The organism is Streptomyces sp. NPDC044921, from assembly GCF_056432865.1.
This window is the reverse complement of the sequence record NZ_JBWKIF010000015.1, coordinates 214,801-237,666: the sequence shown is the minus strand read 5'-3', so window position 1 is coordinate 237,666 and position 22,866 is coordinate 214,801. Positions and strand designations below refer to the sequence as shown.

The window sequence follows — 22,866 nt, the reverse complement described above, 5'->3', positions numbered from 1 at the left end:
CGCTACGAAAAGACCGCCGCCATCTACCTGGCCGGACTCCACATCGCGGGCATCTTCCTCTGGTCCGCCCGGTGATCCAAACGAAACTGCCTAGGGCCTGCGCCCGGTCGCCGAGGCGAAACCGAGCCAGGTGTGGCGGTTGTTCCACCAGCACCAGCCGACCTTCGGCGCGTCGCGGCGCTCGCGGCCGTCCCGTCCGGTGCCGTTGCTGATCCAGATCGCCGGGGTGCGGGCGTCCAGCGTGCCGTCGGGCTTGCGCAGCCGGGAGCCGATGGTCATGAAGCAGCGGTTGCGCTCCAGGGCCTCGGGCTGCTGGAGCAGCCAGTGGATGCCTTCGGTGAGCACGAGCGGGGTGCGGTCCTCCCCGGTGAGCGCCGGCAGGGCCTCGTCGGGGCTCCAGTTGGCCATGCTGTCGCCGCGGTCGACGCCGGTGACGACGTAGAGCGGGGCGTCGGGCAGCTCGACGCCGCAGGGCGCGAACCCGTCGACGTCCGGCATGTCGACGACGACGAAGCCCGGCTTTCCGTCCCGGCGCAGCAGCGGCGCGAGGGCGGAGGCGGGGGCCCGGTCGGGGTGCACGGCCAGCAGGGCACCGTCCCCCTCGGCCGCGGCGGCGAAGGCCCGGACCTCGTCGGCGGAGAGCCCGGCGATCCCGTGCACTCCCAGCTCGATCAGCCGCTCGGCCTGTGCGGTCAGGCCCGGCAGCGCGGGCAGGACGGTGGACGGGTCGGGCAAGGTCTCGGGCACAATGCTCCCTCGGTCGGCGACGGACGAACTCCTGGGCAACGAACCGGCGTTGCGGGGTGTTCCCGTCCGGGGTGACGGCACCGCCGGCGGCCGTCGCGCCGGGGCTGCGTTCACTCGGGCAGCGGCCGGTCGTCCACCACGTGCTTCATGACGAGCGTGGAGTTCAGCCGCTGGACGCCGGGCAGCCGGGCGAGCCGCTGGTCGTAGAGCTGCTGGAAGGCGGCCAGGTCGGTGGTGGCCACGCGCAGCAGGTAGTCGGGGTCGCCGAACAGGCGCTGGGCCTGCAGCACGTGCGGGACGGCCGCCACGCCCTCCTCGAACGCCGAGACGGTGTCGGCGTCCTCCCAGCGCAGGGTGACGAAGACGAGGGCCTCGAAGTTCAGGCCCACGGCGGCCGGGTCCACCACCGCGCGGTACCCGCGGATCGCGCCCTCGCGTTCGAGGTCGCGCAGCCTGCGGTGGCACGGCGAGACGCTCAGCCGCACCCGGGCGGCCAGCTCCGTGACGGTGAGGCGGCCGTCCCGCTGCAGCTCGGTCAGAATTTTCCGGTCGAGGGCATCCATGGCGAAGATTCTGCCCCAGATGCCGCGACCCTGGAGTAAAGAAGGGAACACCTTCGCCCCGATCCGTCCTAGCCTTCCCCTCGCACCACGGCACGTGAGAGGGATCGGATCGCTTCATGGACACGACGACGCTGGCGGCCTTCCTGGCCATGGACCTGCTGCTGGTGTTCACGCCCGGGGCGGACTGGGCCTTCGCGATCACGGCGGGTCTCAGGCACCGGTCGGTCGTGCCGGCGGTCGCCGGGCTGATCGCCGGTTACGCGGGATACACGCTGCTCGCCGTGGCGGGCCTGGTGGTGGTCGTGGCGAGCTCGGCGACCCTGCTCACCGCGCTGACGGTCGCGGGGGCCGGCTACCTGGTGTGGCTCGGGTGCGACGCGCTGCGGCATCCGGCCGCGCCGACGGCCGCGGGGGCCGGGGCGCAGGCCGCGGGGGCGGAGGGCTCCTCCCGGTTGCGGGTCATGCTCAAGGGCGCCGGGACCAGCGGGCTGAACCCGAAGGCGCTGCTGCTGTACTTCTCGCTGTTCCCGCAGTTCATCGACCCCGCGGGCGGCTGGCCGGTCGCCACGCAGACCGGACTGCTCGGGGCCCTGCACATGACCGCCTGCGCGGTCGTCTACCTCGCGGTCGGGGTCATGGCCCGCACGGTGCTGAGGACCCGGCCCACCGTGGCCCGGGCGGTCACCCGGGCCTCCGGCGTGCTGATGATCGTCATCGGCGCCCTCCTGCTGGCGGAGCGCCTGGGAGGCTGACGGCCCGTCTCGGGCCGGGCGGGGCCTCGGGCCGGACGGGGCCTCGGGGTAGGCGGCGCGACCGCCGCCGTCACGGCACCTCCGGTCCGCGGAACTCGCCCATCGCGTCGACGAGCCACCGCCCGAGGTGGTCGGCGAACGAGGAGCGCGGGAACAGGCGGTAGGCCGGCCGGTCGTCGACCTGCCAGAGCAGCACGGCGACGGGGCCGACCGCGGTCGACACCGCCCGGCCGGGTCCGAAGGCCCGCGGGTGCAGGTCCAGCGAACAGCCCTTCTCCAGCACCTGCCGGGCGGAGGGGCCGCTCAGCTCCAGGGTGGTGCGGTGCGCGGAGACGTCGACCACCGACCCGGGGTCCGGCCCGAGCGCCTGCCGCAGCTCGGCGGTCAGGGCCGCCCCGTCGGCATCGGACAGCACCAGCCACTCGTCGGGGCCGAGCCAGAACAGGGTGTGGCGCCCGGACGCGGAGGTGTGGCCGCAGTGGTCCGGGAGCCGTGCGCCCAGGGTCTTCGCCAGTCGCTCGGCGGCCTCGGAGGCGGGGTCGACGCGCAGGTTCACCATGGTGCGGAAGGGCAGTTCGGCCAGCGTGACGCCCCGGGGTCCGGTGACGGCGGCGGCGCGCATCCGCTCCGCCAGGTGCGCCAGGGGGCTCACCCGCGCGCCGGTCGTGGGTTCAGCCATCGCGCTTGGTCCCTTCCGGGTCGTAGAGGACGCAGTCGGTCACCTCGACGGGCACCAGGTCCCCGCCCACCGGGGCGAGCAGGGTCTGGCCGATCCGGGACCGCCCGCCGGCGACGAGCGCGAGGGCGAAGGGACGGCCGAGGGCCTGGCTGTGGTAGCTGGAGGTGACGTGTCCGAGCATCGGCACGGGCACCGTCTCCAGGGAGACGTCCGGGGCCACGAGCTGGGTGCCCTCGGGCAGCCGGGTCGTACGGTCCTCCGGCAGCAGGCCGACCAGGTGCTTGCGGTCGGTACGGGCGGTGTCGGCGCGGGAGAAGGAGCGTCTGCCGATGAACTCCTTCCGCTGCGACACCACCCAGGACATGCCCGCGTCCTGCGGGGTGACCGTGCCGTCGGTGTCCTGCCCGACGATGATGTAGCCCTTCTCCGCGCGCAGCACGTGCATGGCCTCGGTGCCGTAGGGGGTGATGCCGTACGGCCGCCCGGCCTCGTGCACCCGCTCCCAGACGGCCCGGCCGTACCAGGCGGGGACGTTGATCTCGTAGGCGAGTTCGCCGGAGAAGGAGATCCGGCAGACGCGGGCCGGGACGCCGCAGGCCAGGGTGGTCTCGCGAGAGGTCATGAAGGGGAACGCCTCGGGCGACAGGTCCGCCTCCGGTGCGAGCGGGGCGAGGACCCGGCGCGAGAGCGGGCCCACCACCGCGATCGTCGCCCACTGCTCGGTCACCGAGGTGCAGTACACGTCGAGGTGGGGCCACTCGGTCTGCAGCCACTCCTCCAGCCAGTCCAGGACCGCGGCGGCGTTGCCGGTGGTGGTGGTCGTGAAGTAGCGGTTCTCGTCCAGGCGCAGGGTCACCCCGTCGTCGAAGATCATGCCGTCCGGCTTGCACATCACGCCGTAGCGGGCCGTGCCGGGCCTGAGCTTCTTGAAGGCGTTGGTGTAGACGCGGTCGAGGAACTCGCCCGCGTCCGCGCCCCGGATCTCGATCTTGCCGAGGGTGGAGGCGTCCATGAACGCCACGCCCTCGCGGGCCGCGCGGCACTCCCGGGCCACGGCCGCGCCCATGTCCTCGCCGGGCCGGGGATAGCAGCGGGGGCGTTTCCACTGCCCCACGTCCTCGAACACCGCGCCGTGCGCGACGTGCCAGGCGTGCAGGGGGGTCGTGCGCTCCGGGTCGAGCAGTTCGCCGCGGTCCCGTCCGGCCAGCGCGGCGAAGGCGACCGGTGTGTACGGCGCCCGGTGGGCCGTGGTACCGATCTCGCCGGGGGAACCGCCGAGGACCCCGGCGATCACACCGATGGCGTTGACGCCGGACGTCCTGCCCTGGTCGTTGGCGGTGCCGAGGGAGGTGTAGCGCTTGACGTGCTCGACACCGCGCATGCCGGTGCCGGTGGACCGCCGCACGTCGGCGACCGTGACGTCCCGCTGGAGGTCGACGAAGTGCGTGTCCCACCCGTCGTCGGTGCCGGGGACGAGCCACAGGGCGCGGGCCGGTGCGCCGCGCGGGGCGGCGGCGGGCGGCTGCGGTACGGGCACCGGGAAGCCGGCCTCCGTCGCGGCCAGGGCCCCGGCCCGCGCTCCTTCGGCCAGGCAGCCGTCCAGGTCGTGGGTGCCGTTGGCCGCGCCCACGATCCGCTGGCCCCTTACGGCCCCGTCGGGGACGAAGGCGACCCGGTCCTCGTCCCAGCGCAGCCGGCCCTGCCGCTGGCTGTGCAGGTGCACCACCGGGCTCCAGCCACCGCAGACGGCGAGCAGGTCGCAGTCGAACGACTCGGCGGGACCGGTGGGCCGGCCGTCCGGGTCGATCGCGCGCACCGTGGCCGCGGTGATCCGTGACCCGCCCGCCGTGCCGACGACCGCGCTCGCCGTGCGGACCCGCGTGCCGGTCGCGGCGGCGACCTCGGCGGCCCGCGCGGAGCGTTCGGCACGGGCGTCGACGACCACCGCCACGGCGACGCCCGCGGCGTGCAGGTCCGCGACGGTGTCGTACGCGCTGTCGTCGGTGGTGCTCACCACCGCCCGCGTACCCGCCGCGACCCCGTAGCGGCCGAGGTACGTGCGGACGGCGCCGGCGAGCATCACCCCGGGCCGGTCGTTGCCGGCGAAGACCAGCGGCCGCTCGTGCGCGCCGGTCGCCAGCACCACCCGGCGCGCCCGGATGTGCCACAGCCGCTGGCGGGAGACGCCGTCGGGGGCGGCCGGCCCGAGATGGTCGGTGCGCCGCTGGAGGGCCAGCACGTAGTTGTCGTCGTACGAGCCGAAGGCCGTGGTGCGCGGCAGGACGAGCGCCTCGTCGGCGGCGTCGAGCGCGGCGCGCAGCCCGGCTACCCGGTCGAGGCCGCCGGACAGCAGCGAACCGCCGGGCTCCGGCTGCTCGTCGAGGAGGAGCACGCGGGCCCCGGAACCGGCGGCGGTGGCGGCGGCCGCCAGCCCGGCCGGTCCCGCCCCGACGACGAGGACGTCGGTGTGGACGTACTTCTTGTCGTAGACGGCCGGGTCGGGGTCCGGGTCGAGCCGGCCCCGGCCGGAGAGGGTGGTGGCGGACAGGCCGTCGTACAGCTCCACCGTGGTCGCCGGGAGCATGCTCTCCGCGCACGGGCCGTCGATCCGCAGCAGGGCGTTGGGTTCCTCGACGCCCGCGGCGACGATGCCGCGCGGACGCCCCCGGTAGAGGGAGGGGGCGACCTCGACGAGTCCGTGGGCGAGCAGGGCGGAGGCGACGGTGTCGCCGGGGTGGCCGGTGAGCTCCCGTCCGTCGACGGTGAAGCGCAGCACGGTGGTGCGGTCGATCCGCCCGCCCCGCGGGAGCCGGAAGCGCTGGTCGGTCATCGGGTCGCTCCGGGACGGGGCTCGTCGGGCCGGTACGAGGCCAGCACCTGGTGGGTGGCGGTGTCGCGCAGGACGTTGAACCAGCGGCGGCAGCCGGTGCCGTGCATCCAGCGCTCGGCGAACTCGCCCTTGGGGTTGTCGCGGTAGAAGACGTAGGCGGCCCACTCCTCGTCGGTGAGGTCGGCGGGACGTTCCGGGTGGGGCACGTGGGCCTGTCCGCCGTAGTGGAACTCGGTCTCGTCCCGCGGGCCGCACCACGGGCAGGGGATCAGCAGCACGGTGGTGTCCTCCTCAGTGGGCCACGGCCGCCGCGCCGTGTTCGTCGATCAGGGCGCCCGTCGTGAAGCGTTCGAGGGCGAAGGGCGCGTTCAGCGGATGCGGCTCGCCGGTGGCCAGGGTGTGGGCGAAGGTCCAGCCGGCCGCCGGGGTGGCCTTGAAACCGCCGGTGCCCCAGCCGCAGTTGACGTAGAGGCCCGGCACGGGCGTGCGGCCGATGATCGGGGAGGCGTCCGGGGTGACGTCGACGATGCCGCCCCAGGTGCGCAGCACGTGGGCGCGGGCGAACACCGGGAACAGCTCGACGGCGGCGGCCATCTGCCGTTCGATCACGTGGAACGAGCCGCGCTGCCCGTACCCGTTGTAGGCGTCGACGCCCGCGCCCATCACCAGCTCGCCCTTGTGCGCCTGGGAGACGTAGACGTGCACGTGGCTGGACATGACGACGGTGGGGTGCACCGGCTCGTGCAGCTCCGAGACGAGCGCCTGGAGCGGGTGGGACTGCACGGGCAGCCGGACGCCCGCCCGTTCGGCCAGGACGCTGCTGTGCCCGGCCGCGGCGAGGCCGACCCGCCCGGCGTGGATGCGGCCGCGGTCGGTCTCGACGCCGACGACCCGGTCGCCGTCCTTGAGGAAGCCGGTGACCTCGCAGCCCTGGATCAGGTCCACGCCCAGGGCGTCGGCGGCGCGGGCCAGCGCCCAGGCGACGTGGTCGTGCTTGGCGATGCCCGCCCGGGGCTGGAAGGTGGCGCCGAGGACCGGGTAGCGGGTGCGGGGCGAGACGTTGAGGATGGGGCAGACCTCGGCGGCCTGATCCGGCTCCAGCCACTCGGCGTCGACGCCGTTGAGCCGGTTGGCGCCCACGCGGCGCACGCCCTCGCGGACGTCCTGGAGGGTGTGGGCGAGGTTGAGGACGCCGCGCTGGCTGAACAGGAAGTCGTAGTCGAGCTCCTCGGGGAGCCGTTCCCACAGCTTCAGCGCGTGCTCGTAGAGGGCCGCGCTCTCGTCCCGGAGGTAGTTGGAGCGGATGATCGTGGTGTTGCGGGCCATGTTGCCGCCGGCCAGCCAGCCCCTCTCCAGCACGGCGACGTTCGTGATGCCGTGGTTCCTGGCCAGGTAGTAGGCGGTGGCCAGACCGTGGCCGCCCCCGCCGACCACGACGACGTCGTAGGAGGAGCGCGGTTCGGGGTTGCGCCAGAGGAAGTCGGGGTGCTCGGGCGGGGGGCGGTCGGTCATGCCGGGTCTCCGTCCTGGTGGCGGGGAAGGGCGGCGACCACCTGCCGGTGAGCGGCCGGGACAGCCCTGGGCGGCCGGGGGCCGTACGGCGCGGCGTCGCGGTCGAGGTGAGGCCGACGGGCCGCTCGCGTCGCCTCGTGGGGGGCAGCGGCACGGGTCACGGGACGCGGGCGCCGTACGCGGGCGCCATGGCGCTGCGGCGACGGTCCGGGGGCGAGTGCGGTGGGCGGGGCGGCGCGGGTGCGGGTCGAGGGCTGGCTGCCATGGGCACCGTCCTGGTGGCCGACTGATGCGCGACTGATATATCAGATGTGCGGTACGGTATGGTAGCCCGCCGGACAGGTCAAGGGGGCCTTCATGCAGCAAGGGGCGACCGGGCCCGGTGGCGGCGCACCCGGGGGCGGGGAGCCGTCCCTCGCCGAACGCGCCTACCGCGCCGTCCGCGACCGGCTCGTCATGCTGGAGATCCGCCCGGGCGAGCCCCTCCACGAGGAGCAGCTGGCCCAGTCCCTCGGCGTCGGCCGCACGCCGGTGCGCGAGGCGCTCAAGCGGCTCCAGTACGAGCGGCTGATCACGACCTACCCCCGGCGCGGCACCTTCGCCACCGAGGTCAACATCACGGACCTGGCGCACATCTGCGAAGTCCGCCTGGAGCTGGAGCCGCTGGCCGCCGCCCGGGCGGCGCGCCGGGCCACGGCCGCCGACCGGACGGCCCTGACGGCGCTGCGGCAGGAGCTCGCCCGTGCGGCTCCCGGCCGGCAGGACGCCGAGCTCATGCACCTCGACCTCCAGGTGCACCGCGCGATCTACGCGGCGGCGCACAACCCCTACCTGGAGGACACCCTCGTCCGCCACGACAACCTCGCCACCCGCATCTGGTGCCTGTTCCTCGACCGCCTGTCCGACATGGCCGGTCACGTGGAGGAGCACGGGCCGCTGATCGAGGCGGTCGTCGCGGGCGAGCCGGAACGGGCGGCGCGGCTGGCCCGGGGGCACGTCGAGCGGTTCGAACGGGCGATCCGCGCGGTCATCTGAGCCGTCCCCGCTGGTCACCGGCGTCCGATCCGGCAGACGCGCCTCGCGCGCCCGGGAGCGGGACAATCGGGACAGGACAGGGTCAGCAGCCGAAAGCGTCGGATCCGGAGGCACCGTGGAGGGACGCGTACCGGAGGACCTGGCGGTGGTCGTCGACGCCGGCGGGGCGGTGCTGGTGTGGAGCGACGGGGCGCGCCGCCTGCTCGGGCACCCGTCCGCCGAGGTCGTGGGCAGGCCGGTCACCGAGCTGCTGGCCGCGGCCCTCCCCCCGTCCACGCGCCGGCACGTGGCCGACGGGCAGCGGTGGTCCGGCGAGGTCGCGCTGCGGCACCGCGACGGCGACCGGGTCGTGGTGCGGCTGCAGGGGACGCCGCTGCTGGACGCGGACGGCGGGCGGCTGTGGCTGGTGACCGGCAGCGCCCCGGCGCACCTGGCCGCACGGACCGGGCACCGGCCCACGGCCCTGTGGGACCTCACGCTCTCCCAGCTTCCCGTACCCGTGGCGGTCTACGACCTGCGGGCGCGGCTCGTCGCCGCCAACGAGATGATGACGCAGGTGATGGGCCGGACCGAGCAGGAGATGCAGGGCCTCACCCTGTGGGAGATCCAGCCCAGCCCGCCCTTCGACGAGTACGACCGGCTCCAGCGGGAGGTGCTGCGCACCGGCGAGATGATCTTCTACGAGGAGCACGGCCAGGCCCCGGGCGAGACCGGGCCGCACGCCTGGTCGATGTTCCTGTCGCCGCTGAGGGACGAGACGGGCGCCGTGCGGGGGATGTGCGCGACCGTGTTCGACACCACGGAGCAGTACTGGGCCCGCCGTCGGCTGGCGGTGCTCAACGAGGCGAGCCTGCGGATCGGGACCACCCTGGACGTCACCCGGACGGCCGAGGAGCTGGCCGAGGTCGCCGTCGGCGGGTTCGCGGACTTCGTCACCGTGGACCTGCTGGAGTCCGTCGCGCTGGGAGCGGAGCCGGCCCCGCTCCCGCCGGACACGCCGGTCACCGTGCGGCGCACCGCGCAGCGGTCGGTGCTCCCGGGCTGCCCGGAGTCGGTGGTCGCCGCCGGCGAGACGACCCACTACCCGGTGGGGACGCTGCCGCTGCGGACGCTGGCCGCGGGCCGGGCCACCCGGCACCGGCCGGGCGACCCGGAACTGCGCCGGTGGCTCAGGACGTCCCCGGCCCGTGCGGAGTCCATGGCCCGGCACATGATCCACTCGGTGCTGATGGTGCCGCTGCGCGCCCGGGGCGTGACCCTGGGCCTGGTGCACTTCCTGCGGCACCGCACGCCGGAGCCGTTCAGCGAGGACGACCTGCTCCTCGCGGAGGAGATGGTCGCCCGTGCGGCGGTGAGCGTGGACAACGCCCGCCGCTACACCCGCGAACGGCGCACGGCGCTGGCGCTGCAGCGCAGCCTGCTGCCCGAGCGGCCGCCGCGGCTGGCGGCGCTGGAGGTCGCCTACCGCTATCTGCCGTCCGGCTCCGGGCCGCCGCAGGCCGCACCGGGAGCGGACATCGGAGGGGACTGGTTCGACGTCATCCCGCTCTCCGGCGCCCGGGTCGCCCTGGTGGTGGGCGACGTGGTGGGCCACGGCATCCAGGCGTCGGCGACGATGGGCCGGCTGCGCACGGCCGTGCGCACACTCGCGGACGTGGACCTCGCCCCCGACGAACTGCTCACGCAGCTCGACGACCTCGTCATCCGGCTCGACCGGGAGGAGGGCCCGGAGGCGCGCGGGGACGAGGAGGCGTCGGGCCAGATCGGCGCCACCTGCCTGTACGCGGTGTACGACCCGGTGTCCCGGCGCTGCACCATGGCCCGGGCGGGTCATCCGTCGCCCGCCCTGGTCACGCCCGCCGGTGACGTCCGCATCCTCGATCTGCCGGCCGGCCCGCCGCTCGGCCTGGGCGGGCTGCCGTTCGAGGCCTCCGAGGTGCTGCTGGAGGAGCACAGCCTGCTCGCCCTCTACACCGACGGTCTGATCGAGGCGGCCGACCACGACGTCGAGGCGGGAGTCGCCCTGCTGCGCCGGGCGTTGCGCGAACCGGCCGACAGCCTGGAGGAGGCCTGCGACCGGGTGCTGCGCACCGTGCCGGCCGGCCGTCCCGCCGACGACATCGTGCTGATGCTGGCCCGGACGGCCGCGCTCGACGAGGGGCACGTCCGCACCTGGCAGCTGCCGCCCGAACCGGCCGCGGTGGCCCGGGCCCGCAAGTGGGCGAGCGGGCAGCTGGCCGAATGGGGCCTGACCGAGGCGGAGTTCGCCACCGAGCTGATCGTCAGCGAGCTGGTCACCAACGCGCTGCGGTACGGCGGCGCCCCCATCGAGATGCGGCTGATCCGGGACTCGGCCCTCGTCTGCGAGGTGTCCGACGGCAGCAGTACCGCGCCGCACCTGCGCCGGGCCCGCGTCTTCGACGAGGGCGGGCGCGGGCTGCTCCTGGTCGCCCAGCTCGCCGAGCGGTGGGGCAGCCGGCAGACGGCCACGGGCAAGACCATCTGGGCCGAGCTGCCCCTGTCCGCCGGAAGCTGGACCGGTTGAGGGCGAAGGACTTCGCCCCGGCGTCCCACCGCGGACCCGGCGACGTGGTCATCGCCCTGTCGGGGCAGGGCCGCCTCCACCCGGTCCGCACCGGTCCGTTCCGGCCCGGAAGGAGGTACGTTCGTCGGGTCGGCCGCCGGCCCAGCCAGGAGGGAACGCATGACCACGCGCACCGCACGTGTCGGACTGACGCCCGCCGCCGAGGACCTGCTGCGGCGGCTGACGGCGGCGCACGGCCCGGTGATGTTCCATCAGTCCGGCGGCTGCTGCGACGGCAGCGCCCCGATGTGCTACCCGCGCGGCGAGTTCCGGGTCGGTGCCTCGGACGTCCTGCTGGGGCACGTCGCCGGGGACGTGCCGTTCTGGATGAGCGCGGACCAGTACCGGTACTGGTCGCACACCCACCTCACGGTGGACGTGGTCCCCGGCCGCGGCAGCGGGTTCTCCCTGGAGGCCCCGGAGGGCGTCCGCTTCCTGCTGCGCTCCCGGCTCCTCACGGACGAGGAACTGCGACGCGTCGAGTCCGAACCCCCGCTGCCGACCGGGGCGGACGGCCCGGCCGGGGCGTAGACGTCGCGGCGGGACACGGGGGGCCGGACGACGGCGCTCACCGGCGCCGAAGCCGGCGTGGCACGTGCGCTAGGTTGCCGCTCCTGACCCAACTCGCGTCCGTGGTCTGGCCGCCGGCCCCGATCAGAACCGGACGGCTCGTACTCCGCGCGTCCGAGGCCCGCGACCGTGCGGCGTTCGTCGAGCTGTTCTCCTCGCCCGAGGTGACCACCTACCTCGGCGGGCCCCGGCCGCGTGCCGAGCCCGAACGCGTGGTGCCCGAGGTGCCCGGCCGGCGCCCCGGCGTCTTCGTGGTCGACCTCGGCGGAGCGATGATCGGCACCGTCTCGGTCGAGCGGCGCGACGCGGAACGCCCGGGCCACCTGCGGCCGGAGGCCGGTGAGGCCGAGCTCGGCTACATGTTCCTGCCGCGGGCGTGGGGACGCGGGTACGCCGCCGAGGCGTGCGCGGCGGCACTGGGCTGGTGTGCCGACGCGCTCCCCGGCGAGCCCGTGGTGCTGTGCACCCAGAGCGCCAACACACCCTCGATGCGCCTCGCGGCGAAACTGGGATTCACCGAGGTGGAGCGGTTCGAGGAATACGGCGCCGAGCAGTGGTTCGGCGCGAGGGCCCCGGTCGTCCCGATCGCCGGCTGAACCGCACTACGGAAAAGCACCGGCACGACGGCAGTTTCCCGAGTGACGGCAGGGAATCGGCTGACGCGTGACGTGCTGCGGAAGTGATTCACCCAGCGCTTCCCCGTGCACCCGTGCGCCCCCCTGGAGAAAGGGTTCATCAAGTCGGCGGCCAGCGTGAACTGGGCAGGACATGGTGCAAGTGCCCAGCAGGCGTAACGGCACCGTATTCCTGGCCGACCGAAGCAGGTGGTATGCGATGAACGGCTGCGTTCCGAACCAGCAACAGGCATGGACGGTTGGTACTGCTCCAGGCATATTCCCATCCATCGGCCACGGTATCGCTTTGTTCCGCCGGCCGCTGGAGTTTTTGAAATCTCTTCCCGCGCAGGGCGATCTGGTCGAGATACGCCTCGGTCCCCAGCGCGCGTGGATGGTGTGTCACCCGGAGCTGGCCCACCGGATGCTCCGGGACACCCGCACGTTCGACAAGGGAGGGCCGCAGTACGAGAGGCTGCGGGCCGTGATGGGCGGCGGCCTCGTCACCTGCCCGCACGCGGAGCACCGCAGGCAGCGCCGGCTGCTGCAACCCGCCTTCCGCCCGTCCGCGGTCGCCGGGTACACGGATCTGATGGCCGAGGAGGCGGCGTCGCTGTGCCGTGACTGGCGGGGCGGGCAACGGGTCGACGTCAGCGCGGCGCTGCTGGGCCTGACGACGCGGCTCATCAGCCGGGTGCTGCTGTCCGACTCGCTCGCTCCGGCCGCCGCCGGCGAGGTGCGGCGCTGTCTCGCCGTCATCGTCCGCGGCCTGTTCGTCCGCACGGTCGTACCCGTCGACCTGCTGTTCCGTCTGCCCACGCCCGCCAACCGGCGTTACCGGCGCGCGGTGCGGCGGACCCACGAGCTCATCGAAGCGGCGATAGCGGAGCGCCGGCGTGGTGCTCCCCGCGACGATCTGCTGGGGCTGCTGCTCGCGGCCGCCGACCGGGACGGCGAGGAGACGCCGGTCACCGACCAGGAGGTCCACGACCAGGTGGTGTCCCTGCTGCTGACCGGGTCCGAGAGCCCCTCGATGTGCCTCGCCTCCACCTTCAGCCTGCTGGCCCGGCACCCGGAGGCGGAGCGGCGGCTGCACGCGGAGGTGGACTCCGTCCTCGCCGGGCGGTTACCGGGGGCCGACGACCTGCCGCGCCTGGTCTACACCCGGGCCGTCCTCACCGAGACGCTCCGCCACTCACCGCCCGGCTGGCTGTTCACCCGGGTCACGACCCGCGAGACGGAACTCGCCGGACGCCGCCTGCCGCGCGGGACCACCGTCCTGTACAGCCCCTACCTGCTGCATCATGACGCGGCCTCGTTCCCCGAGCCCGAGCGGTTCCGGCCCGAACGCTGGCTCCCGGGCGAGGCGGTGGCCGGTCCGCAGGGGGCTCTGATCCCGTTCGCCGCGGGCAGCCGCAAGTGCATCGGCGACCTGTTCTCCATGGCCGAGATGACGGTGGCCCTCGCCACCCTCGCCGGCCGCTGGCGGCTGCGCCATCCACCCGGGCCCGTCGCTCCCCCGCGCCCTGGGGCGACGCTGGGGCCGCGGTCCCTGACGATGATCTGCGAACCGCGGGCGGACGCGCCGGAGGGCACGGCGCCGCGGCCCGCCGCCCTGGCACCCGGAGCCCCGGCTGCGGCCCCGGGCGCGGGAGAGGCCCGGAGGGACGGTGACCAGGATGTCCACCGCGCATGAGGACACCGCGACCCTCGCACCGAGCGGCACACCCGCCTCCACCCTGGTGGAGTTGATCGACACCCACCTGCACATGCCCTTCCCGTTCCGGCGGAATCCGCACGAGTCCGCTGCCGCCGCCGGGGTCGACCACTGGCTGCGCGTGACCGGTCTGAGCGACGAACCCGGGGTCCCGGCGATGATCTCGCTCACCCGCCCCGCCCAACTGGCCTCCTACAACAGCCCGGACGTCGACGAGGGGATCCTCCATCTCGTCGCCCGGCAGATCGCCTACCAGTTCGTCTTCGACGACCGCGCCGAGGAGGTCGGGCGGCACCGGCCGGGCGAGCTGCTGCCCATGCTCTGCGAGAGCATCGCGATCCTGCGGGACTCCGCGGCGCCGAGCACCCCGCTGGGAGCGGCCCTGGCCGACCTCCACCGGCAGGTGCGCGAACGGTGCACTCCCGCCCAGGCCGCACGCTGGGCGGACAAGAGCCGCGAGTACGTGCACGGTCTGCTCTACGAGGCGGTGGCCCAGACGCACCCCTCGCCCGTGCGGTCCGGGATCTGCACCTCCATACGGTCCCTCACGGCGGGCGTCGAGCCGTTCTACCCGCTGTGTGAGGCGGCGCAGCCGTGCGAGCTGACCGACCGGGAACTGCACCACCCGCTCATGCGGCACCTGAGCCGGCTGTCGGCCGACGCCGCGGTGTGGATCCCCGACCTTTTCTCCGCCGTCAAGGAACAGCGGGCGGGCGAGCTGATCAACCTGGCCCTCGCCTACCAGCGGGCGCACCAGTGCCCCCTGCCGGTGGCCGTCACCCTGGCCATCCGGCGGATCAACCGGACCATCAGGGAGTTCGAGAGGCTGTACGAGGAGCTGCAACCGGAGTTGAGCCCTTCGGGTGTCGGCTACGTGGAGGGCATGGCCGGCTGGATCCGCGGGTGCTACTACTGGTCGCGCACGGTGCCGAGGTACGCGGACGCGGGGGCGGCGGGTCCGGGGTGAGGAGGGGCGCCGACGGCCTGCCCCGAGGCGCCCATTCGAGCCACGCTACCCACGCGTTCCGCGTTCCACTCCACCTCAGCGGGTCATTCACCCTTCTTCGTCGTGCTCGTCCCATAATCCGGTCAGGCGCCCTGTCGAGAGGCGTACGCTCTGCGCTGCCTCACGATGGCCGACGACAGGAAGCGGTACGGCACATGGCGATTCAGTTGCGGCAACCCCCGCCCGAGTCCCGGCCGTTGCTCGAGCGCCGCAGGGAACTGCGGGCTCTCGACTCAGGGCTGGCGGCCCTGCGGGACAGCGTCGACGGGGTGCCCCAGGCGCCTCGCGGCGGACTGCTCGCCTTCACCGGCCCGGCCGGTATGGGCAAGACCGCCCTGCTGACCGAGGCCCGCACCCGGGCCCGGGACCAGCGCTACACCGTGCTGTCGGGCCGGGGCGGTGAGAAGGAACACGAGCTGGCGTTCCACGTGGTGCGCCAGCTCGTCCAGCCCGCGCTGGCGGCCATGGACGAGACGGAGCTCCGCTCCTTCCTGGGCAGCTGGTACGACATCGTCGCCGCCGCGCTCGGCCTGGTGGCGGCGCCGAGCGGCCACGCGCCGGACCCCACCGGGGTCCGGGACGGCCTCGACTGGGTGATGACGCGTCTCGCCGTCAAGAAGGCGCCCCTGGTCCTCCTCCTGGACGACCTGCACTGGGCCGACATCGAGTCGCTCACCTGGCTGTCCTCCTTCGCTCCCCGGGCCGTGGACCTGCCTCTGCTGATGGTCGTCGCCTACCGGCCCGACGAACTGCCCCCGGAGGGCGACGCGTTCGGCACCGCCGGGACGGGCAACCGCCCCTTCGCGCTGGAACCGCTCAGTGCCGCGGCCGTGGCGCGGATCGTCCGGGACGAGGTGGGCGAGCAGGCCGAGGACGGGTTCTGCGGGGAGTGCTGGGAGGTCACCGGCGGAAGTCCCTTCGAGGTGGTCGAGCTCGCCATCAGGCTGCGCGAGCGCCGGCTGCGGGGCACCGGCGAGGACCTGCCCGTCATGCGCGATCTGGCCGCCGCGGTGACGGGGCCGGGGCTGATCGAACGCCTCCAGGGATTCGGCACCACGACCGTCCGGTTCGCCTACGCGGCCGCCGTGCTGGGCCAGGCCATCTCCCAGGAGCTGGCCGCCCGCATCGCGGCGATCGGCAGCACGGCGGCGGCCGAGGCGACGGACCGGCTGCGCGCCGCCCGCATCCTGACCGACGGCGACGGTCCCGGGGACGCCCTGGAGTTCGTCCACCCGACGATCGCCACCACCATCTACCGGGCCATCGGCACCAGCCTGCGGGAGGGCATGCACAACTCGGCGGCGGAGGCCGTCCGCGCGGCCGGACTCGGTCCCACGGCGGCGGCCCGGCACCTGCTGGAGGTTCCCTGCGAGGGCAACAGCGAGGCGGTCGCCTGTCTGCGGCAGGCCGCGCGGGAGTACCTGCACTCCGGCGCCCCGGAGGCGGCCCGGCGGCTGCTGAACCGCGCGCTGCAGGAGCCGCCCCTGCCCGAGGAGCGCGCCGCCCTGCTGCACGAACTCGCCTGCGCCACCTTTCTCATCAAGCCCACGGCCACCGTCACGCATCTGCGGGAGGCGCTGGCGGAGGGCGACATCGATCCCGAGCTGCGGGCCTCGATGGTGTACCGGCTGACCCAGGCGCTGGCCCACACGGACCGGATGGCGGAGGCCGCCACGGTGGCCGCCGACGAGGCACAGCGGGCGGTCGCCCATCCCCGCATCCGGCTGCGGATGCAGGCGGACCACTTCGTGTGGAGCGCGTTCCGCACCGACGAGCAGGACTCGGCCGCCCGTTCGCGGGCGCTCGCCCGGCTGGCCGACCGGCTGCCCGGCCGCGGCCTGGAGGAGCGCTACATCATCGGGCTGCGGGCCTGGGACGCCATGATGAGCGGCGAGCCCCGGCAGAAGGTCCTGGCGTACGCCGAGAAGGCCCTGCGGGGCGGGCTGAGCTGGACCCATGAGAACCGCGGCTTCGAGGTGCCGGTCTCGGTCGCCCTGGTGTTCATGTACTGCGACCAGCCGCGACGGGCGGAGGAGTTGTTCGCGAAGGGCATGGCCGAATGCGAGTCCAAGGGCTGGCGCGGCTCCCACCTGGCCCTCGGTCAGACCCTGTCCGCGTACATCCGCTACCGGCGGGGCAGCCTGGCCGAGGCCGAGAACCTGGTCCGGGAGGGGCTGGACATCGCCGACCGGGTGGAAGGGGCCGTACCCGCCCAGTGGTTCGCCGTCGGCATCCTGATCCAGACGCTGCTGGCCCGTGGCCGGGTGGTGGCGGCGCGGCGCCTCGCCGACCGGTACCACTACGGGGACGTCATCCCGAACGCCGTCATCTACCCCGACCCGCGCACCGTCTACGCCGAGCTGCTCCTGGCGGAGGACCGGCCCGAGGAGGCCGCCGCCCTGCTGTCCGAGGTGGGCGAGTGGATGGAGGGCCGGGACTGGCGCAACCCCGCCTGGTGCCCGTGGCAGCTGGGTCTGGCCAGGGCCCTGGCCCGTCGTGCTCCCGACCGGGCCGTGCATCACGCCCGGGAGGCCGTGAAGCGGGCCCGGGACTTCGGCGCGGCCTCGGCGATCGGCCAGGCGCTGCACGCCCAGGCGGAGGTGACGGGCGGTGCGGCGGCGCTCGATCTGCACGCGCAGGCCGTCGAGCACCTGCAGCGCTCCCCCGCCGCGTACGAGCTGGCCCGTGCCCAGGTGGGGCACGGCGCCGCGCTGGCCCGCGACGGCCGTCTGCACGACGCCGCCGACCGGCTGTACCAGGGCCTGGAGGGTGCGGTGCACTGCGGTGCCGAGGGGCTGGCCGCCCGGGCCAGACGGGAACTGTCCGCCGCCGGGCTCCGCCCGCTCCCCCTGCGCTACGCCCACACGGACATGCTCACGGCCCAGGAGCGCAGGGCGGCCGAGCTGACGGTCCAGGGCCACCCGGCCTCGGTGATCGCGAAGGACCTGCGGATCACCGAGCAGGGCGTGCGCCAGCAGCTGTCCTCGGTCTTCCGCAAACTGGGCACGGACGCGACGGGCCTCCCCGACGCCCTGGCCGCCTGCCCCCGGACGGGCCGCTGACGCGACCGGACGGCCCGGGGCGGGCCTCACATCGGGCCGGGGCCCGTCCCGCCCTTGAGGCGCTCCAGGTCGGAGGGGCGGACCTGGATGACGACCAGGGCGATCAGCGCGGCGACGGCGGTGAAGATCGCCGCCATGACGAAGGCGGCCGAGACACCGGCGGTGAGGACCTCGTCCGACCAGGGTTTGGGCAGTTGCCCGGTGCGGTCGAACCGCAGGCGTTCGGCCGGGGTGGCCTGCCGGAGGTAGTCGGGGACCTGCTTGCCGGCCTCGTCGGCGCTGGCCGTGCCGAACATCGTCACCAGGATGGACAGGCCGAGTGAGCCGCCGACCTGCTGGGTGGCGTTGAGGAGGCCGGAGGCCGCGCCGGTCTCCGGGGTGGGCACGTTGGAGAGCGCCATGAGGGTCAGCGACACGAACTCCATGCCCATGCCCATGCTGAAGACGAGCATGGGCCCGAGGACGCTGCCGGCGTAGGTGGAGTGCACGTCGGTCAGGGTCAGCCAGGCCAGTCCGGCCGCCGCCAGGATCGCGCCGATCACCATGAAGGGCTTGGGCCCGTACACGGGCAGGAAGCGGGAGGCCACTCCGGCGCCGATGGCGATGACCGCGCTGACCGGAAGGAAGGCGAGGCCCGCTTCCAGAGGGCTGAACTCCAGCACGTTCTGCACGAAGAGCGTGAGGAAGAAGAACATGCCGAACATCGCGGCGGCGAGGCACAGCATGACGCCGTAGGTGCCCGCGCGGTTGCGGTCGGCGAACATGTGCAGGGGTGTGATGGGCTGTCTGGAGCGCCGCTCGATCAGGATGAACGCCGCGAGCAGCACGATCGCCCCGGCGAACGTGGCCAGCGTGAGCGGGTCCCGCCAGCCGTCGTCCGCGGCCCTGATGAACCCGTAGACGAGCAGCACCATGCCCGCGGTGGAGGTGAGCGCGCCGGTGATGTCGAAGCGCCCGGGGTGGCGTTCGGACTCCCGGATCCACTTGGGCGTGGCGAGCACGATGAGCAGGCCGATGGGCACGTTGACGAACAGCACCCACCGCCAGTTCAGCCACTCCACCAGCATCCCGCCCGCGAGCAGGCCGATCGCGCCGCCGCCCGCCGAGACCGCGGCGAACACCCCGAAGGCCCGGTTGCGTTCCGGCCCTTCGCGGAAGGTCGTGCTGATCAGGGCGAGGGACGTCGGGGAGGCGATCGCGCCGCCGACGCCCTGCAGGGCCCGGGCGCCGAGGAGTTGGCCGGAGTTCTGGGCGAACCCGCCGAGCAGCGAGGCCAGCACGAAGAGCAGCACGCCGAAGACGAACACCCGCCGCCGGCCCAGGATGTCACCGGCCCGGCCGCCGAGCAGCAGCAGTCCGCCGAAGGTGAGCGTGTAGGCGTTCACCACCCAGGACAGGCTCGTGGTGGAGAAGTCCAGCGAGTTCTGGATGTGCGGGAGCGCGATGTTCACGATGGTGATGTCGAGGACCACCATCAACTGGCACGAGGCGATGACGAACAGCGCCATCGCGCTCCCTCCGCCACCGGGTTCCCTTGTGGCGGTCGTCCGTGGTGCGGCCGGCTGCGGGCTGCTGCCTGCGGTGTCCACCGTTCGACGGTACGCCCGCCCCCCGGACCTCACCACTCGTGCCGTCCGGCGGGCCACTCGCGCCGGCGGCCCGGACTGACATTCACCGGGCGGGCGGTGATAATCCGATCGTGATCCGCGTTCTGCTCGTCCAGCACACCCGTCTCGTGCGGGGAGCGTTCGCCGCGCTGCTGTCCCGCGAGGACGACATCGAGGTCGTCGCCGAGGCCGACGGCGAGGGTGACGTGGTGGGGCGTGCCCTGGCGCTGCGGCCCGACGTGGCCGTGATCGACGTGGACTCCCGGGCGGGCGAGGAGGTCGCCGTACGGGGCGAGCTGCGCAAGCGGCTGCCGGAGTGCCGGTTGCTGCTGATGATGGCCTCCACGACTCCCGAGCGGCTGCGCCGCATGCTCGATCTGCACGCGGCCGGGGTCATCAGCACCAACGCGCCGCCGGACCGGCTGGTCCACGGGGTGCGCAAGCTGGTGCGCGGGCAGCGGTTCGTCGACCCCGAGTTCGCGCTGGCCGCGCTGGACGCGGCAGCCAATCCCCTGACGCCGCGCGAGGTGGAGGTGCTGCGGCTGACCGCCGACGGGACGCCCACGCGGGAGATCGCCGAGCGGTTGTGCCTGTCCGTGGCGACGGTGCGCAACCACCTGTCGGCGATCACCCGCAAGACCGGCGGACGCAACCGCATCGACGCGATCAGGATCGCCACCGACTCCGGCTGGGTGTGAGCCCCCTCCCCAGCCCCCGGCCCGGGGCAGAGGACGGCCGGGCAGGTCATCGAGGGGTACCTGCCCGGCCTCCGCGGGCCCTCACGCCCTGTTCCGGGATCCGGTACGAGCATCTCAGAGGCTCCGGGCCGCCGAACAGCGCCGTTCGTCACCCGTACGGCGGGAGACCGTACCCGGGAACCCGGGAGGAACGACGGGGCCGGATGGGTGTTCGGCCCGGTCCCTCCCGGTCAGCGGCCGCCGCGGATCAGGCCGGTCAGGTAGCGCCACAGCGAGGAGCGCTGCCGGGCGGACGGGTCGGGCAGGACCTCCTGCGCCACCCCCGGGGCCGGGTCGTCCACCGTCCCCGCCCGGCGCACGGGCGTCGGGGCGAGCTCGTAGCGCACGGGCAGCGAGCGCAGGCCGCGCATGAACGGGGAGGAACGCCAGGGCAGTTGGTCGGCGGGCAGGGCCAGGTCGAGGTGGTCGAACCGCTCGAAGACGCGTCCCGCCCCGACCGCCGCGACCGTCGAGGCGAGTTCGCGGGCCGGGCACTGGCGCGGCCCCGCTCCCCAGGACAGGTGCGCCCGGGTGCTGATGGTGGTGCCGGAGGCGACGTGGTCGGCGAAGAGCGGATCGGCGTGCGCGGCGGCCGAGGAGACCCACACCGGGTCGCCGGCCCGGATGGTGTAGTTGCCGAGCGGGGTGTCCCGGGCCGCGAAGCGCGGGACGAAGTTCACCAGCGGCGGCTTGCGCATGACGACCCGGTTCATGGTCTCCCTGACCATCCCGGCGGACAGGCTGGCGCGCACGCTGCTCTCCCCCGAGATGACCTCCACGACGGTGTTGGAGATGAGGATGCCGACGTGGTCGGAGGTCATGCCGAGGAGCATGAACAGTTCGCGGGCCAGATGGTCGAGCGACAGGTCGGGGTGGGCGGCCAGCAGGTAGGAGGGGAAGTCGTCGCCGGGCTGCCGCAGCTTCTGCGCGGCCAGTTCCGCGAGGGTCGCCAGCAGCCGCTCCAGCGCGGCCTCGGCGTCCGGGCCCGCGTCCAGCACCCGCCACATGTCCATCAGCGCGTCGTCGCCCTGGGAGCCGGGGAAGCCGAGCAGATGGCTGGCCACCATCAGCGGCAGGGGCCGGGAGAACTGGGCGGACAGGTCGGCCACACCGGTCCTGCCGCCCTGTCCGATCAGGGTGATCAGCTCGTCGGCGTAGGCGGTGACGGCGGACTTCAGGCGCTTGGCCTGCGGGTGGCGCGGGTCCTGGAAGGGCTTGAGCGCGACGTCCCAGGCGGTGCGCAGCGGCCGGTAGCCGGGGCCGCCCTGGATCAGGATGTGGTTGACCTCCAGGGACGGGCCGAGCGGCCAGTCGGAGGGCACCCGGCCCTCGGAACGGGCGCGCCAGTTCTCCAGCCCCTTGGGCCAGCCGTCGTCGTCCTGGAGCACCTGGAGCGCCTCGCGGTAGCCGAGGACGAGCCAGGCGGGCACGCCCAGCAGGTCGACGGGCGCGACCGGGCCGTGCCGCTGCCGCAGCCGCTCGTACACGAGGGAGGGACGCGTCTCGTAGTCCCGGGTCAGCAGCGGTTCGGGACTCAGCGTCTCCAGCCGCGTGTCGTCCAGGTCCACGGATCCGCCGTCGTCCCACTGGGAGTCCATCGTCTTGCCACCCTCCGACACGCCCTGTACCGGCACACCATCAGTCGGTGACCGGAAACGGTAGGGGACCCTACCCCAGGTGCGACTCGCGGGTAACGACGGGGGGTGGGTGGGGACGGGGCCGGGGGCGGATCAGGCGGCGGTGTAACCGAGTTGGCGGCGCATGTAGGGCGTCATCAGGGTCTTCGCCTTGGCGAGGGTGGTGGTGCGGCTGCCGAGGACGGCGGACTCGCCGCCCGGCACGGGCAGCACGGTCAGGCCGTCGGCCGGGCCGAACGGCACGACGAGCGGCGTGCGGTGGACCGGCCGGTAGTGGCGGGGCTCCTTGCGGTGCTTGCCCGGACTCTGCAGGTAGGCGCGGATGTTGTGGGCGGCGAGGTCGGCCTGGGCGAGCGCGGCGGGGGTGATCTTGAGTTCGGAGACGTCGTTCACGTCGCCGACGGCGAAGACGTCCACCCTGCCCTCGACACGGAGGGTGCGGTCGACCTTCACGTGCCCGGACCCGTTGAGCCAGTCCCCGTGCCCGGCCAGGCGGAGCCAGAGGGTGTTGGGCGTGGTGCCGGTCGCCCAGAAGGAGAGGTCGGCCTCGACGACGGCGCCCCGGGCGTCGCGGTAGGTGCCGAAGTCGCTGCCCGGCGACATGAAGGAGTCCAGCCGCACCCGCACGTCGTGGGACTCCAGCCAGGCCAGGGCCTTGCGTCCGGGCCGCTCGCCGCCGGTGGAGTGGAGCAGGGCCGGGCCGGAGTGGGCGAGGGTGACCCGGGCGTCGGGGTGGGCGAGGCGGATCTCGGCACCGAGCTCGACGCCGCCGGGGCCACCGCCGACGACCAGGACGTGCCGGGCCGCGGCGATGGTGCGCTGGTGCTCGGCGAAGGACTTGGCCGCCTCCTCGGTGGTGGTGCCGGTGAAGCGGGCCGGTTCGGGGTAGTCGGCGCCGGTGGCGATCACGACGACGTCGTAGGGCAGCCGTTCGCCGGTGGCGAGGGCGACCTGCCGCTCGGCGGTGTCGACGCGGACGGCCTTGCCGGAGACCACGCGGCCGTGGTGCAGCAGCCGGTCGTACGGGATGAAGGGCGTGTGCGTCCACTCGGGCCGCACACCGGCGCGCAGGGAGGCGACACGGTGGAAGAAGACCTCCTTGCGGTCCACCAGCGTGACCCGGGCCGTGCCGTCCAGGCGCTTCGCCAGCCGGACACCGGCGTAACCACCGCCGATCACCACTACGTCGCCGTCGTACACGCCCAGTCTCCTGT

General features: G+C 73.9%; 18 protein-coding genes. 9 read left to right on the top strand and 9 right to left on the bottom strand.

Annotation, left to right across the window (positions count from 1 at the left end; all coding sequences use genetic code 11):
• Positions 1-90: 90 nt before the first annotated feature.
• Entirely contained in the window at positions 91-735 is a 645-nt protein-coding gene (locus tag AC07DA_RS24120) for a DUF5701 family protein (RefSeq protein WP_479130273.1), read from the bottom strand.
• A 122-nt stretch (positions 736-857) separates the two neighbouring features.
• Entirely contained in the window at positions 858-1,310 is a 453-nt protein-coding gene (locus tag AC07DA_RS24115; protein ID WP_479130264.1) for an Lrp/AsnC family transcriptional regulator, read from the bottom strand.
• A 116-nt stretch (positions 1,311-1,426) separates the two neighbouring features.
• Here AC07DA_RS24115 and AC07DA_RS24110 point away from each other — a divergent pair, with 116 nt between their 5' ends.
• The gene (locus tag AC07DA_RS24110; RefSeq protein ID WP_479130263.1) at positions 1,427-2,062 is read left to right on the top strand and encodes a LysE family translocator; all 636 of its coding nucleotides are present in this window, start codon (positions 1,427-1,429) and stop codon (positions 2,060-2,062) included.
• A 70-nt stretch (positions 2,063-2,132) separates the two neighbouring features.
• Here the strand turns inward: AC07DA_RS24110 and AC07DA_RS24105 are convergent, their stop codons facing one another.
• From AC07DA_RS24105 to AC07DA_RS24090, 4 genes are read right to left on the bottom strand one after another with little or no spacing between them, the layout of a single operon-like run.
• Positions 2,133-2,741 (bottom strand): sarcosine oxidase subunit gamma, encoded by a 609-nt coding sequence (locus AC07DA_RS24105; RefSeq protein WP_479130262.1) that lies wholly within the window; start codon positions 2,739-2,741, stop codon positions 2,133-2,135.
• A complete protein-coding gene (locus AC07DA_RS24100; RefSeq protein WP_479130261.1) occupies positions 2,734-5,571 on the bottom strand; it encodes a sarcosine oxidase subunit alpha family protein in 2,838 nt (945 codons plus the stop codon). The genes AC07DA_RS24105 and AC07DA_RS24100 overlap by 8 nt, the downstream gene beginning before the upstream one ends.
• The gene (locus AC07DA_RS24095; protein ID WP_479130260.1) at positions 5,568-5,849 is read right to left on the bottom strand and encodes a sarcosine oxidase subunit delta; all 282 of its coding nucleotides are present in this window, start codon (positions 5,847-5,849) and stop codon (positions 5,568-5,570) included. Before AC07DA_RS24095 ends, AC07DA_RS24100 begins: the two co-directional genes overlap by 4 nt.
• Before the next feature lie 13 nt (positions 5,850-5,862).
• Positions 5,863-7,083, bottom strand: a complete 1,221-nt coding sequence (locus tag AC07DA_RS24090) for a sarcosine oxidase subunit beta family protein (protein ID WP_479130259.1) — start codon at positions 7,081-7,083, stop codon at positions 5,863-5,865.
• A 357-nt stretch (positions 7,084-7,440) separates the two neighbouring features.
• Here AC07DA_RS24090 and AC07DA_RS24085 point away from each other — a divergent pair, with 357 nt between their 5' ends.
• From AC07DA_RS24085 to AC07DA_RS24055, 7 genes are all read left to right on the top strand, one after another.
• On the top strand, positions 7,441-8,118 hold the full coding sequence (locus AC07DA_RS24085) for a GntR family transcriptional regulator (protein WP_479130258.1): 678 nt from the start codon (positions 7,441-7,443) through the stop codon (positions 8,116-8,118).
• Positions 8,119-8,233: 115 nt separating this feature from the next.
• The gene (locus AC07DA_RS24080; RefSeq protein WP_479130257.1) at positions 8,234-10,663 is read left to right on the top strand and encodes a SpoIIE family protein phosphatase; all 2,430 of its coding nucleotides are present in this window, start codon (positions 8,234-8,236) and stop codon (positions 10,661-10,663) included.
• Positions 10,664-10,822: 159 nt separating this feature from the next.
• The gene (locus AC07DA_RS24075) at positions 10,823-11,233 is read left to right on the top strand and encodes a DUF779 domain-containing protein (protein WP_479130256.1); all 411 of its coding nucleotides are present in this window, start codon (positions 10,823-10,825) and stop codon (positions 11,231-11,233) included.
• A gap of 83 nt (positions 11,234-11,316) precedes the next feature.
• Positions 11,317-11,868 carry a GNAT family N-acetyltransferase gene (locus AC07DA_RS24070; RefSeq protein WP_479130272.1) on the top strand — a complete coding sequence of 184 codons (552 nt, stop codon included), beginning with the start codon at positions 11,317-11,319 and terminating at the stop codon, positions 11,866-11,868.
• A 325-nt stretch (positions 11,869-12,193) separates the two neighbouring features.
• Complete coding sequence (locus AC07DA_RS24065; RefSeq protein ID WP_479130255.1) at positions 12,194-13,582, top strand: cytochrome P450; 1,389 nt, start codon at positions 12,194-12,196, stop codon at positions 13,580-13,582.
• Positions 13,566-14,570: a (-)-alpha-amorphene synthase gene (locus tag AC07DA_RS24060; protein WP_479130254.1), complete on the top strand. Its 1,005-nt coding sequence runs from the start codon at positions 13,566-13,568 to the stop codon at positions 14,568-14,570. The genes AC07DA_RS24065 and AC07DA_RS24060 overlap by 17 nt, the downstream gene beginning before the upstream one ends.
• 194 nt (positions 14,571-14,764) lie before the next feature.
• On the top strand, positions 14,765-17,671 hold the full coding sequence (locus AC07DA_RS24055; protein ID WP_479130252.1) for a helix-turn-helix transcriptional regulator: 2,907 nt from the start codon (positions 14,765-14,767) through the stop codon (positions 17,669-17,671).
• A 26-nt stretch (positions 17,672-17,697) separates the two neighbouring features.
• Here the strand turns inward: AC07DA_RS24055 and AC07DA_RS24050 are convergent, their stop codons facing one another.
• A complete protein-coding gene (locus AC07DA_RS24050) occupies positions 17,698-19,179 on the bottom strand; it encodes an MFS transporter (RefSeq protein WP_479130251.1) in 1,482 nt (493 codons plus the stop codon).
• Positions 19,180-19,370: 191 nt separating this feature from the next.
• Here AC07DA_RS24050 and AC07DA_RS24045 point away from each other — a divergent pair, with 191 nt between their 5' ends.
• Positions 19,371-19,976: a response regulator transcription factor gene (locus AC07DA_RS24045; RefSeq protein ID WP_479130250.1), complete on the top strand. Its 606-nt coding sequence runs from the start codon at positions 19,371-19,373 to the stop codon at positions 19,974-19,976.
• A 230-nt stretch (positions 19,977-20,206) separates the two neighbouring features.
• On the opposite strand, the gene AC07DA_RS24040 is transcribed toward AC07DA_RS24045, so the two are convergent.
• The gene (locus AC07DA_RS24040; protein ID WP_479130249.1) at positions 20,207-21,613 is read right to left on the bottom strand and encodes a cytochrome P450; all 1,407 of its coding nucleotides are present in this window, start codon (positions 21,611-21,613) and stop codon (positions 20,207-20,209) included.
• A gap of 132 nt (positions 21,614-21,745) precedes the next feature.
• Positions 21,746-22,852 carry an FAD-dependent oxidoreductase gene (locus tag AC07DA_RS24035; RefSeq protein ID WP_479130247.1) on the bottom strand — a complete coding sequence of 369 codons (1,107 nt, stop codon included), beginning with the start codon at positions 22,850-22,852 and terminating at the stop codon, positions 21,746-21,748.
• Positions 22,853-22,866 lie beyond the last annotated feature (14 nt).

Excerpts from the sequence above, each read along its gene's own strand:
- AC07DA_RS24115 (WP_479130264.1), bottom strand. The coding sequence starts at position 1,310 with ATGGATGCCCTCGACCGGAAAATTCTGACCGAGCTGCAGCGGGACGGC.
- AC07DA_RS24110 (WP_479130263.1), top strand. The coding sequence starts at position 1,427 with ATGGACACGACGACGCTGGCGGCCTTCCTGGCCATGGACCTGCTGCTG.
- AC07DA_RS24105 (WP_479130262.1), bottom strand. The coding sequence starts at position 2,741 with ATGGCTGAACCCACGACCGGCGCGCGGGTGAGCCCCCTGGCGCACCTG.
- AC07DA_RS24100 (WP_479130261.1), bottom strand. The coding sequence starts at position 5,571 with ATGACCGACCAGCGCTTCCGGCTCCCGCGGGGCGGGCGGATCGACCGC.
- AC07DA_RS24090 (WP_479130259.1), bottom strand. The coding sequence starts at position 7,083 with ATGACCGACCGCCCCCCGCCCGAGCACCCCGACTTCCTCTGGCGCAAC.
- AC07DA_RS24085 (WP_479130258.1), top strand. The coding sequence starts at position 7,441 with ATGCAGCAAGGGGCGACCGGGCCCGGTGGCGGCGCACCCGGGGGCGGG.
- AC07DA_RS24075 (WP_479130256.1), top strand. The coding sequence starts at position 10,823 with ATGACCACGCGCACCGCACGTGTCGGACTGACGCCCGCCGCCGAGGAC.
- AC07DA_RS24060 (WP_479130254.1), top strand. The coding sequence starts at position 13,566 with ATGTCCACCGCGCATGAGGACACCGCGACCCTCGCACCGAGCGGCACA.
- AC07DA_RS24055 (WP_479130252.1), top strand. The coding sequence starts at position 14,765 with ATGGCGATTCAGTTGCGGCAACCCCCGCCCGAGTCCCGGCCGTTGCTC.
- AC07DA_RS24050 (WP_479130251.1), bottom strand. The coding sequence starts at position 19,179 with ATGGCGCTGTTCGTCATCGCCTCGTGCCAGTTGATGGTGGTCCTCGAC.
- AC07DA_RS24040 (WP_479130249.1), bottom strand. The coding sequence starts at position 21,613 with ATGGACTCCCAGTGGGACGACGGCGGATCCGTGGACCTGGACGACACG.